The sequence below is a fragment of the Paenibacillus sp. S33 genome (assembly GCF_053615415.1).
In genome coordinates, this window is record NZ_JBSIEZ010000001.1 from 4,329,406 (window position 1) to 4,341,385 (window position 11,980).

Annotated in this window: 11 protein-coding genes; 6 read left to right on the forward strand and 5 right to left on the reverse strand. The window is 43.0% G+C overall.

Translation table 11 applies throughout. From position 1 onward, the window contains the following. Positions 1–4: 4 nt before the first annotated feature. Both ACWGXJ_RS19690 and ACWGXJ_RS19695 read right to left on the reverse strand, forming a co-directional pair. The gene (locus tag ACWGXJ_RS19690; RefSeq protein ID WP_452567441.1) at positions 5–1,039 is read right to left on the reverse strand and encodes a Gfo/Idh/MocA family protein; all 1,035 of its coding nucleotides are present in this window, start codon (positions 1,037–1,039) and stop codon (positions 5–7) included. A gap of 33 nt (positions 1,040–1,072) precedes the next feature. Then, positions 1,073–2,353 (reverse strand): apiosidase-like domain-containing protein, encoded by a 1,281-nt coding sequence (locus ACWGXJ_RS19695; RefSeq protein WP_452567442.1) that lies wholly within the window; start codon positions 2,351–2,353, stop codon positions 1,073–1,075. A 246-nt stretch (positions 2,354–2,599) separates the two neighbouring features. Here ACWGXJ_RS19695 and ACWGXJ_RS19700 point away from each other — a divergent pair, with 246 nt between their 5' ends. Beyond that, positions 2,600–3,628: a LacI family DNA-binding transcriptional regulator gene (locus ACWGXJ_RS19700; RefSeq protein ID WP_061830054.1), complete on the forward strand. Its 1,029-nt coding sequence runs from the start codon at positions 2,600–2,602 to the stop codon at positions 3,626–3,628. A gap of 112 nt (positions 3,629–3,740) precedes the next feature. Here ACWGXJ_RS19700 and ACWGXJ_RS19705 read toward each other — a convergent pair whose 3' ends face one another. Further along, positions 3,741–4,646 carry an NAD(P)/FAD-dependent oxidoreductase gene (locus ACWGXJ_RS19705; protein WP_061830055.1) on the reverse strand — a complete coding sequence of 302 codons (906 nt, stop codon included), beginning with the start codon at positions 4,644–4,646 and terminating at the stop codon, positions 3,741–3,743. 106 nt (positions 4,647–4,752) lie between these two features. Further along, a complete protein-coding gene (locus ACWGXJ_RS19710; RefSeq protein WP_061830056.1) occupies positions 4,753–5,157 on the reverse strand; it encodes an Rrf2 family transcriptional regulator in 405 nt (134 codons plus the stop codon). Between the two features lie 158 nt (positions 5,158–5,315). On the opposite strand from ACWGXJ_RS19710, the gene ACWGXJ_RS19715 reads away from it, so the two are divergent. The 5 genes from ACWGXJ_RS19715 to ACWGXJ_RS19735 all read left to right on the forward strand — a co-directional run bounded on the left by ACWGXJ_RS19715 (position 5,316) and on the right by ACWGXJ_RS19735 (position 10,911). Then, positions 5,316–7,241, forward strand: coding sequence for a BglG family transcription antiterminator (locus ACWGXJ_RS19715; protein WP_452567443.1), 1,926 nt, complete (start codon positions 5,316–5,318; stop codon positions 7,239–7,241). A gap of 168 nt (positions 7,242–7,409) precedes the next feature. Beyond that, positions 7,410–7,733, forward strand: a complete 324-nt coding sequence (locus tag ACWGXJ_RS19720; RefSeq protein ID WP_223822139.1) for a PTS lactose/cellobiose transporter subunit IIA — start codon at positions 7,410–7,412, stop codon at positions 7,731–7,733. An 18-nt stretch (positions 7,734–7,751) separates the two neighbouring features. After that, positions 7,752–9,047 (forward strand): PTS sugar transporter subunit IIC, encoded by a 1,296-nt coding sequence (locus ACWGXJ_RS19725; protein ID WP_061830057.1) that lies wholly within the window; start codon positions 7,752–7,754, stop codon positions 9,045–9,047. Between the two features lie 70 nt (positions 9,048–9,117). Beyond that, positions 9,118–10,554 (forward strand): glycoside hydrolase family 1 protein, encoded by a 1,437-nt coding sequence (locus ACWGXJ_RS19730; protein ID WP_452567444.1) that lies wholly within the window; start codon positions 9,118–9,120, stop codon positions 10,552–10,554. Positions 10,555–10,584: 30 nt separating this feature from the next. Then, positions 10,585–10,911: a PTS sugar transporter subunit IIB gene (locus tag ACWGXJ_RS19735; protein ID WP_061830059.1), complete on the forward strand. Its 327-nt coding sequence runs from the start codon at positions 10,585–10,587 to the stop codon at positions 10,909–10,911. Positions 10,912–10,979: 68 nt separating this feature from the next. Here the strand turns inward: ACWGXJ_RS19735 and ACWGXJ_RS19740 are convergent, their stop codons facing one another. Next, positions 10,980–11,912, reverse strand: a complete 933-nt coding sequence (locus ACWGXJ_RS19740) for an NAD-dependent epimerase/dehydratase family protein (protein ID WP_061830060.1) — start codon at positions 11,910–11,912, stop codon at positions 10,980–10,982. Positions 11,913–11,980 lie beyond the last annotated feature (68 nt).

Below are 11,980 nucleotides of genomic sequence, written 5' to 3' on the forward strand. Positions count from 1 at the left end.
CCTCTTAATACACATGAACTTTATGATTTTCTGCGCTGTCATAGGTGTCGAATACAAGCTGAAGGGTCTTGATATTGTCGTGACCACTCGTTTGAAATTCTTTTCCCGTGTTGAGACAATCTATAAAATGAGCCTGTAGCTTTTTATGGCTTTCCTCATAGTTTAATTCAGTCTTTTCAACCAATACTTTTTCGACTCCCTGATTATTAATGAGACATAATTTACCTGTGTTATACAGTTTTAGGCTAGCCTCATCGCCTTCAATCACCAGCTGTTCTTTATGATCGGGAAGGACCTGCTCTGGAAGCTGCCCATTCAGTTCCCTACGAGTCGCCCAGCTCATGTCCATAAGACCAAAATAATGTTCATAACCTAACATAATAATGCCCGTGTCTTCTCCCTGTGTGTAGGGGCTGACTCGCTTGGTTTCCGCATACAAACGCTGAGGTTCACCGAATAAGAAACGCCAAGTATCCAGCCAATGAACTCCCATTTCATAAAACAAGAGCTTGGGCATATCTCTGAAAAATGGCTGCGGCAGCTCTTTTTCCGGAGCAAACCTCGGCGAATAAAAATCGGTATGCGTATAACGTATAACATTCATATTCCCAACGATATTCTCTGCCAGCAATTTTTTTATAATTTGAAAAGGCTCAAGCCAACGCCAATTTTCGGTCACCATAAGTCTGACTCCTGCTGCTTCAGCAATACCTACAATTTGCTCAGCTTCCTCTACAGAACGTGCAAAAGGTTTTTGACACATCATATGTTTTCCGGCTGCGGCCGCCAGTCGAACCAGTTCCAGATGTGTCTCAGGAGGTGTAATGATGTCCACGACATCAATATCCGCTTCGCTTAGCATTTCCTCCAGACTGGTATAGCAATATTCAGTAGGGATATGGAATTGAGCTGCTTTTTCAAAAAGTAAGCCTTTATTTCGATCACAAAATCCTTGGATTTCCACATCCGAGATAAACTGCCATGCTTTTATATGTTTTTCCGACCAATATCCCGTTCCAATGACGCCGATTTTCCACATGTTGCTTCACTCCATCCACATTCTTCTCTGTTTTTATTTCGTTCCGATGATGACAACATCACTTTCAAAGCTGTGCATGTCTATCACCGATTGATCCTTTTGGACGGACACATCGGTTTGGGCAAACCGCTTCCCGGCTAAATCAATCGTTGTAAACTTGTAATCCTGCACGTTGATACTTAGCCGTACCTTCGTGTTAACCGGGACATACAAGACAATGGTATTCTCGTTCCCCGCAGCTCTAATTTCCTCTGTCTTGTTTAAAACAATATCCAACGGTTTTACGCCAATCAGGTTATACATTTCAAACAAATATTTAATAAAGGAGTAATCCCATGCGCCCTCAAATCGTAATGCTGTTCTCCAATCATAGGGACTATCGAATCCTTCCCCTTCTACAATGCCGAATTTCTTTCCTTTTTTGTGCCAGCTCCAAATGCCATGCGCTCCGTAGGTAATGCCCGCACCCCCGCCTGCAAGGAGGCTTTGCCATGCTACTTTTCTGGCATCCAGTGCTGTGTATCTGCCATACACATTGCGGCTATAACTAATTTGTTCATAACATGGCTCTCCATTAATGACAGGCCGTATATCCGGCTTATGGTAGAAATGTTGAGCAATCTCATGGCCCACATGCTGAAACTCGGAATTATGTCCTGATTGATACATATAAAATCCAAGACCCTGGTGTTTCTCAAAGGCTGGAGGAATTTCTCTCAATCTTCCTTGAATATGCAGCGTAGTTAAGCTTGCAGGGCTTAATTGTTGTACAATTTCCAGTGCTTTTAAATAATAGGAATTGGCACGTTCGGTCGGAAAATCACTATCCCCGCTGATCAGAAAAATAGGATCAAATGGAGAAAAACGGTTTACGACGTACGTTACATAGGGTTCAACGCATTCAAACGGCATTTTATTACCCTTTTGGAACATTTCAGCCCATGTATCCGGCACATAGTTACACCACAATAGAACCAGGGCCGGAACAAATCCACGCTCTACAGCCATTTTCAACATGATTTCTGCCCGGTCAAAATAAGCTTCGTTTAATGTATGGTAGTCGAAATCCCCATTTTCCAGTAATGCAAACGGCTGTAGATTCAGATCCGATTCACTTGCATCCCATTGTCGGAGCATGTTGATTTGCAACACATTGAAACCTTGCATCTTCCGATAGTCAAGATAATCGCTCCACTCCTCTATCGTCGCGTTGGTAAATACACTCCAAACCGTATCTGCCAAATAAAAAAAAGGTTTTTCCTCTTTTGTAAAACTTCTTTGATTTTCAGCCATGTTTAAACTCAAATAAATCACCCTTCCTCTCTTGCTGTATTCACAAAACTTTCTCTAAACAAAACTAAATAAACAACTAAATTTATATGATCATTTCGCAATATAAACTAAATTAAAGCGCTTTACACTTGAATATTAACACTTTAAATCATAAACGGTCAACAAATTTTTATTTTCAGTTATTTAGTTTAGTTTAGTTTATAAGCTAAACTTTCTTGCAGAGTAATGATATAATTTATGTAGTTTAGTTCAATAGGGGGTTCCACATTGAAAATTGATGATATTGCAAGGCTTGCAGGTGTTTCAAAATCTGCTGTCTCTCTTGCTTTTAATAACAAACCCGGAGTCAGTGAAGAAACCAAGGAGCAAATTCTAAAAATAGCCCAAGAGCATGGATATAAACCACGCACCATGAAGACAAGCAAGGAAGTTATTAAAAATCATCATGTGATACGCTTTGTGGCCTGTAAAAATACAGACATCGTAACAGAGCATTATGATTCACTTCCATTTTTCAATGAGTTAATTCATCATATTACCAATCAGGTGAGAGAACATGGAAACACCTTGATTTTTTCTTCTTTTGATAGCCATAGCCTCGAAGAAGAATTATCTGCTTTGGAAAAAGATCAGCCTTCTTCAGGCATACTTCTGCTCGGTACCAATTTAACTTCTGAGATTATTCATTCCATACAATCCATTCATTCCAATATTGTGATTCTGGATACTTGCTTTGAACACGTCGATGCCAGTTTCGTATCTATTAACAACTATCTTGGTGGGTATCAGGCAGGCCAATATTTAATTCAGTCAGGACACAGAAAGATAGGATACGTACAATCCAGTACGAGGATTCTTAACTTTACAAAACGAAAGGAAGGGTTTATGGCTGCTTTAGAGGAGCACAATCTTTCCATAGAAAATGGGCTTACATTTGATATGCATCCCATGCTTGTGATGTCACAGGACGCATTTAAAACAGCTATTCATGAACTGAATGAGCTACCTTCGGCCCTATTTTGTGAAAATGATTATATGGCGATCAGTGCCATTAAAACGTTTCAAGAAATGAATATTCGAGTGCCTGAGCAAATTTCCGTCATGGGATTTGATAATATTCATGAAGCCAAGGTGATTAGCCCGGAACTCACAACCATTCATGTGAAAAAGGATATTTTGGCCCGAACTGCTGTAAACTTGCTTATGGAGAGGCTTAACAATCATCAGGGGCATCATACCCAGGTTCTTGTGAATACGGAGGTTATTGAAAGAAGATCTTGTGTAGCCTTGAAATGACCTATGATCATTGGTTTATTATTGCTTGCTCTCTCTATGATTTTAGAATAAAGCCGCCGTGTTGGCGGCCATTTCTATTTTCGGACTCCATATGGGATATTCAAATTTATCGTTATTCGTTGAAATCTTCCTCTGTCAAATCCATATTTACGCTCGCAGCGGTTCGACTGCCGTCGGCCGCGGCAAAAATCAACTGGGAAGGCATGAAGTACGATGAATCCCCAGCAGCATATACACCAGGTATGGAGGTTCTCCCCGCTTCATCCGTCTTGATCCCGCCCGACTCCGTTCTTTCACAGCCCAAACGTTCTCCAAACGGTGCACTTTGTACAAACTGGGGAGACACAAAGCCGCCGACCCTCGGGACTTGAGTGCCATCCGTAAAGCGCACATGCTCAAGCTTTCCATTGTGACCGATGAACGCCGCAACAGGTTGCTCCATTACGATGATTCCTTTAGAATAGAGCCGTTCTTTTTGCTCGTCCGACAGGGATGCCTGACCATTCGTACAGACGATCAAATCCTTACTCCAGTTAAGGAGTAGTTTGGCTGTATGAAATATAGCTGCCGATTCAGAGACGAGGACAAGCGGTTGATCCCGCAACTCCCAGCCGTCGCAATAAGGGCAATTAAATAAACTTTTCCCGTATAACGGATAAAAACCTTCAATCTCGGGGAATATCTCCTTTACGCCCGTCGCCAATATCAATTTCCGCGCTTGAACGCGATGGCCTGACGAATCAAGTACCTCAAAGCCAGATTCGTTTTTTGTAATCGAAACAACCTCGGTTTGCAGATGATGGACAGACGGATAACGCAACACTTCCTCATAAGCTACACGGCGGAACTCGGCCGGCGTTACGCCGTCTCTCGTAATAAAACCGTGCGACGCATGCGTAACCGCATTTCTGGGCCGATTATTATCAATCAAAGCCACACTTCTTCTGGCCCTGCCAAGCACGAGGGCTGCATTCAATCCGGCGGGCCCTCCGCCAATAATAGCGCAATCGTACAGCATAACACCCAACTCCTTTTAAGAGATATTAAAGACTCTTTATGTCTGCAATAAAACAAAAAAAAAGCTTTACATAACTGGCAACCACCCTCTTTCTATATAAAGTCGCTTACTTTGAAACTTGCGTTTGCTTTTGCGCCAAATCGGACAATTTCGTATTTTTAAGATGTCGTTCCATTTTCTCCTCTGCTTCCCTCATTACAGCTTGAATCAGGCACTCGGAGCCGTGGACAAAATCACATTCAAACAAAGAATTGGTTCCTTCAATGGCATGGATAATATCCAAAAAGGTAATGTCCTCTTTATGACGAGAAAGTCGATAGCCTCCATTGGCTCCAGAAACCGATTCGATCATCCCAGCCTTCACAAGCCTTGTCAAAATTTTCGAAAGATAAGTTGGTGAAACATTTTGGGATTCGGCTAGTTGCTGAACACCTACCGGCTTCACCGACGAATCAGTAACGAGCATGAGCATAGTGTGCAGAGCATAATTCGTTGCTTTTGTAAATTTCATAACTACACCTCAATCAAAGACTTATTGTATCCACTATATCCCCGAATCTGCTAGTGTGTCAAGGTCATCTAGCATTCACGCTGCTGTTAATCCTTCTTTTGGTTACGCTCTAACCGTTGTATACTGTTCATCAGAACAGCTAAGAAAGGGGGCTCGTTGTGCGTATTTTTGATATTCTTCGTATACTGGTTGCAGAACAGATGGTCAAAGGAGAACACTTGGCAAATGCATTGAAGGTATCTTCTCGAACGATACGAACGGATTTAAAGGAATTGGGTGCGTTGTTGTCAAAGCATGGAGCAGCAGTTAAGCCCCTTAAAGGAACAGGATACAAGTTAGAGGTTCGGGACGAACAAGCATTTCATCATCTACTGAAGCAATTAAAGGATTATGATCATCATGTGCCCTATCCATTAGCGAGTTCTTCTGAAGCTAGAAACCGTTTTTTAATGAAAAAGCTGTTGCTTACCAATGCATATGTCAAACTTGATGATTTAGCCGAGATCCTGTATGTTAGTCGATCTACTTTACAGAATGACCTCAAAGAACTGCGCAAGTTACTGGCAACTTACGGACTATCTCTGGAGAATAGACCCTATCATGGTATTCGAGTCAAAGGTAATGAGGCCAAACTGCGTTATTGCATTTCCGACTATATATTTAACAGGTTAGATGAAATAGGCGAGCAGCAGGTGTCACCCCCTCTTCTGATCTCTAACGAAGAGATGGAATTCATAAGAGAAGTGATTCTGGATCGTATTGAAATCCATGATATTCAGTTGTCAGACATTGCCCTGAACAATCTGGTCATTCATATTGCTATAGCATGTAAGCGTATTCGCGAAGAAAGGTATGTGTCGTATTATCCGCAAGAGATGAAAAAAATCGAAGCGCAGAAAGAGTTTAGGGTGGCGACTGAGATCGTATCCGCCTTGGAACAAATCATGAAGCACTCCTTTCCACTTGTTGAAGTTGCGTACATTGCTGTTCACCTGTTGGGTGTAAGGACCGTCGTTAGTGCCCGTATGGATGAGGTGGAGATTAAAAAGATCATTGATAAAGATATCTACGAACTGACTATCGAAATACTAAACCAAATTGATCAGCAGTTGAAGATGAACATTCATAACGATCAAGAATTGCTGATTGCATTTTGCCTTCACCTCAAACCGGTGATCAACCGTTATCAATACGGAATGAATTTGCGTAATCCTATGCTGGATGAAATCAAAGCCAATTACCCGCTTGCCTTTGAAGCAGGTATCATTGCTGCGGAAGTCATCAAGCAGCGGCTTCATATACACATCGAGGAAAATGAAATTGGTTATTTAGCCATTCATATCGGAGTCGCGATGGAAAGAAAGAAAATGGAGGACGCGCCCAAAAGATGTATGATCGTATGTGCTTCTGGACTCGGCAGCGCTAAGCTGCTGTATTATAAGCTTCAATCGGTCTTCGGTTCCAGGTTGGATATCGTAGGAACCACTGAATTTTATAAGCTGAAACAAATGCCGTTGGATACACTGGACTTTGTCATTAGCACGATCCCCATTTCAGAACCGCTTTCTATCCCCATGATCCATGTGAATACATTTTTGGGCGGTTCCGATATTACTAAAATTGAGCAAGCCATTTCTGAGGCCAGACTTCCTGCTGTGCAGTATGTACGAAAAAAATTGGTCTTTCTTCAGCAGAAGTTTGAGAACAAACTCCAAGTGCTTGAATTTATAGCCGAAAAAATACACGAAGCAGATCTTGTAAAAGGCCCCCTCCTGCAATCTGTAATAGAGCGTGAAGCCGTTTCCCCCACTTCATTTGGCAACTTGGTCGCGATCCCGCATCCGATGGAACCTTTCGCAGATTCTACGTTTTGGGCCATCTGTACATTACAAAAAGCAATCGATTGGGATGGCAAGCCGGTCCAGTTTATTTGTATGCTCTGTATACAGCGCACCAAATCAGAAGATTTACAGACTATGTATCATATTTTGCTTGAAATTTTAAATAATGAACAGCTCGTCCAGCAGCTTATTCGCTGCAAATCATATACAGAATTCATAGAAGTGTTGCACAAAAATTGTTGAACATGAGGAGTATGAAGAACAATTTATTTCCGTTAAGAAGAGGAAATAATGTGCGTTATGTTGAAAGCGATTCCAAATTATAATAGCCATACGACGAGGATGATTGAAAGGAGAGAGGATCACGTGAATAATGATGAATCTACAGAGCACGACGTGAACATGGAGGACATGGATGATACAGAGATTGTATTCCAAATTATATTATACGCAGGGAATGCACGCAGCTCGGCCATGGAGGCGATTGAGCTTGCAAAGGCGGGGAAATTTCGGGAAGCCAAAGATGAATTAGCCACAGCAAAAAAAGAACTGGTGTCCTCCCACAAAATTCAAACCAGAATTATCCGCAAGGAAGCAGCGGGTGAAAAAACAGAGATGTCCGTCATGATGGTACATGCTCAAGATCATCTGATGAATGCCATCACCATTCGCGATATGGCCTCAGAGTTTGTAGACCTGTATGAACGCATTGATCAATTCGTACCGAAATCGTAGAGGGAGGGACGCTATCCCATGGCATTCAAAGACAAACTGGTCGAGGGCCTCACATCGGTAGCAAATGCAATCAATAATTTTAAATATATTATAGCGATCAAATCAGCTTTTATCACATTGATGCCTGTTATTATTGTCGGTGCCTTTGCTGTATTGATTTCTAATATGGTCATGGACCCGGTCAATGGCCTTGCGCATTTTAAGCCGTTCTCATTCCTGGCTGAGTACAAACCGATTTTCTCGGGCATTAACTATGCCAGCTTGAATATCCTTACCATTCTGGCTATTTTCATGATTGGTCTGGAGCTAGGAAAAATTAACGGTGAGAAAAATCTCTTCCCCGGTTTGCTTGCTTTAATCTGTTTTATCTCTGTGACACCAACCACGATAGAGTTGATGGTTAACGGTGACATGCAAAAAGTAACAGACGTCTTAGCCCGTCAATTTACGGATACCAAGAGCTTGTTTTTAGGTATTTTCATAAGCATCCTATCCGTTGAGCTGTACAGTAAGTTGGGCAAGTCCGATAAGCTAAAAATCAAAATGCCTGAAAGTGTTCCCAGCAATGTGGCCGTTTCTTTTTCTGCATTGATACCAACCATCATAACGGTGACAGTCTTCTCAATGCTCGGATTTTTCTTTCATAAGTTTACAGGTCTCTACCTGTACGATGCCGTCTATAATGTGGTGCAAAAACCTCTGGAGACCGTAGTACAGGGACTGCCAGGTATACTGGTGCTGATGCTGGTTGCGCAAATCTTCTGGGTGATCGGTATTCACGGGAACCAAATGGTAAAGCCCATTCGTGAACCCCTGCTGCTTGGCGCGATTACCGTCAACATGACTGCTTATGAGCAAGGACTGCCCATTCCGAACATTATTACGATGCCTTTCTGGGACGTATACATGAGTATCGGTGGTTCAGGAATTACGCTGGCTCTCTTGATTTGTATTATGATCGCTTCCAAGCGTGAAGATATGAAGGAAATAACAAAGCTTTCGTTGGGTCCGGGTCTGTTTAATATTAATGAGCCTGTCATTTTTGGACTTCCGATTATGTTGAATCCATTGATGGCTATCCCTTTCATTATTACTCCGCTCATCACAGGAACGATTGGTTACTTCTCGACGTTGCTTGGATTTGCAGGTAAAGCCGTCGTCATGGTTCCATGGACTACTCCGCCTATTATTAATGCCTACCTGTCTACAGGTGGAAGCATTGGCGCCGTCGTAACTCAGATCATTTGTATTGTGGTAGCCATTATCATTTATTTCCCGTTCGTCAAAATTGCCAACAAGCGAATGGCTGAATAATGCGTTACTATAGAAATACATCAATTAATTGAAAAGGCATTCTTTATACAATGAAAAGGAGAAACATGTCATGGCTAAACATACGATACAAATCCCGTCGAATTTCATCATGGGTGCAGCGGCTTCCGCTTGGCAGACAGAGGGATGGAGCGGTAAAAAAGAAGGTCAGGACTCATACCTAGACCAATGGTACAAAAATGACCGCTATGTCTGGCACAATGGATATGGACCCGCGGTTGCAACCGACTTTTATAATCGCTATACCGAAGATATTGCGCTGATGAAGCAGATTGGCTTAACTCATTATCGTACTTCTATTAATTGGTCCCGCTTCTTAACGGATTATGAGAATGTAGTGGTGGATGAAGCGTATGCGGATTATATGGGCCGAGTCATTGATGAGCTGATTGCAAGCGGAGTCGAGCCGATGCTTTGTCTGGAGCACTATGAGGTACCCGCTTATTTGATGGATAAATATGAGGGCTGGTCCTCCAAGCATGTAGTGGAACTGTTTGTAAAATATGTGGAAAAAGTGTTTGAACGGTACGGGGATCGGGTCAAGCACTGGTTTACATTTAATGAGCCCATTGTTGTACAAACGCGTGTCTATCTAGATGCCCTCCGCTATCCCTATGAACAAAATACGCGGAAGTGGATGCAATGGAACTATAATAAAACGCTGGCTACCGCGAAGTGTGTACAGCTTTTCAAAGCAAAAAACTATAGTCAGCACGGGGCTAAAATAGGCGTTATTCTGAATCCCGAAGTCACGTATGCCCGATCAAGCGCCCCTCATGACCAACACGCGGCGCATGTGTATGATTTATTTTACAATCGAGTATTTCTGGACCCGCTTATTAAAGGCGAATACCCACAAGAATTGTTTGATCTCATGGGCAAGCATGATATTGCATTTGAAGCTACAACGGAAGAGCTGGCCGTGATTAAGAAAAATACCGTTGACTACGTCGGAATCAATCTCTATTATCCCCACCGGGTCAAAGCGCAGAGTAAAGCGTGGAACGAAAACACCCCCTTCCACCCCTCTTACTACTATGAGCATTTTGATCTTCCGGGTAAAAGAATGAACAAGTCACGAGGCTGGGAGATTTATCCGAAAATCATTTACGATATGGGAATGCGTATCAAGAACGAATATCACAATATCGAGTGGTTTGTCGCAGAAAATGGTATGGGCATTGAGAATGAGGTTGCCTTCAAAAATGAGGAACACATCATTCAGGACGACTATCGTATTGACTTTATAACTGAGCATTTATACTACACGTTACAAGCTGTAGAAGCAGGCTCCAACTGTACAGGTTATATGCTGTGGGCCTTTACAGACAACGTTTCTCCCATGAATGCTTTTAAAAATCGCTACGGACTGGTGGAAATTAACCTAGACAATGATCGAAGTCGGCATTTGAAGAAATCCGGCTACTGGTATCAAGCTGTTATCAAGGAACGCTCGTTTGTTGCTGATCTGGATGAAGAGTATAAATAGTTAAAAATGAATTTCTGGAGGCGCTCAACGATGAAAAAAATTATTCTGGCATGTGCTGCGGGTATGTCCACATCTATTTTGGTTTCTAAAATGAAAAAAGAAGCAGCAGCAAGATCCATAGAGCTGAACATCGAAGCCATCCCCGAAAGCACCATTAAGGAAGAGCTGGAAGGCATTACAGATTCTGTGATTGCTATTTTGCTCGGACCTCAAGTACGGATGCGTAAAAAGGCAGTAACCGAAATTGCTGCTCCCTATAGCATTCCTGTAGATGTCATTGACACGTTGGCTTATGGTAGAGGAAACGGTGCAGCAGTCCTGGATCAAGCCTTGAAGCTGGCTGGCGAGAACATCTAATTGCTATTCAAATGAAAAAGAGGCTGAGTATTTCCTCAGTCTCTTTCTTGATATCCGCGCGCTTTTGATCAAGACATACCTTCTTTGCCTGAACCCATACTGCTCACATACGTTTCCTGTAAACCGGCAGAAATGCCGTATAGCGGTTCCCAACGAAGCCAATGTCTGGCGACTGCGTTACTAAGACAGCTATGGTGAATGTCTCCCGCTCGCGCCGGTGAATATACAGGACGGACAGACGAACCATGCAGCTTTAGTAAATCGTAGGCCAGTCGATTGATGGACGTCGTTCGTCCCGTACTTACATGTACTGTGCGTTGATCCGCTGCATGAATAGCCGCCATATTCGCTCGAACGACATCCTTGACGTACACAAAGTCGCGGGTTTGTGTCCCATCACCGTGAATGAGCAAGGGGCTTCCTTTTTTCAGCCGCTCCATAAAGAGAGCGACTACACCACCCTCTCCCTTCGCAGCCTGACCGGGACCATACACATTTCCATAACGCAAAATCGTGTAGTTCATTCCGTACAGCCGATAAAAAAGTCGAATATACGATTCTGCGGTCAGCTTGGACAGTCCGTAGCCTGAAATCGGCTCCACGGGATCGTCTTCCTGTATACATTGCTTTTGTAGCTCTCCATATACACCGGACGTGGACGCAAATATAAATTTTGACACACCGGCTTCATGACAAGCCTGCAACAAATGGATCGTCCCCAGCACGTTCACATCCGCGTCCTCATCGGGTTGATGGATGGATTGCTGTACATCCGCCTGTGCGGCCAAGTGAAACACAATATCCGGGCTTTCCCGAATCAGCAGCGTCCTAGCTTCAGAGCTGCGAATATCCGCAATATGCATGACTGCGCGCGGGTCCACATTTGCGATATTCCCGGTCGTCAGATTATCCAGCACATGCACTCTGATGCCCGAATCAGCAAGCGCACGTACCAGCTGAGAACCAATAAATCCGGCTCCCCCGGTGACCAAAGCCTTCACTAGCTCACCCTCCTTTTGAACCGAAGCATATGACTTCCCTTCGCATCATGTTATGCGACTCCCTATAG

Excerpts from the sequence above, each read along its gene's own strand:
- ACWGXJ_RS19690 (WP_452567441.1), bottom strand. The coding sequence starts at position 1,039 with ATGTGGAAAATCGGCGTCATTGGAACGGGATATTGGTCGGAAAAACAT.
- ACWGXJ_RS19705 (WP_061830055.1), bottom strand. The coding sequence starts at position 4,646 with ATGCTGTACGATTGCGCTATTATTGGCGGAGGGCCCGCCGGATTGAAT.
- ACWGXJ_RS19710 (WP_061830056.1), bottom strand. The coding sequence starts at position 5,157 with ATGAAATTTACAAAAGCAACGAATTATGCTCTGCACACTATGCTCATG.
- ACWGXJ_RS19720 (WP_223822139.1), top strand. The coding sequence starts at position 7,410 with ATGGATGATACAGAGATTGTATTCCAAATTATATTATACGCAGGGAAT.
- ACWGXJ_RS19725 (WP_061830057.1), top strand. The coding sequence starts at position 7,752 with ATGGCATTCAAAGACAAACTGGTCGAGGGCCTCACATCGGTAGCAAAT.
- ACWGXJ_RS19730 (WP_452567444.1), top strand. The coding sequence starts at position 9,118 with ATGGCTAAACATACGATACAAATCCCGTCGAATTTCATCATGGGTGCA.
- ACWGXJ_RS19735 (WP_061830059.1), top strand. The coding sequence starts at position 10,585 with ATGAAAAAAATTATTCTGGCATGTGCTGCGGGTATGTCCACATCTATT.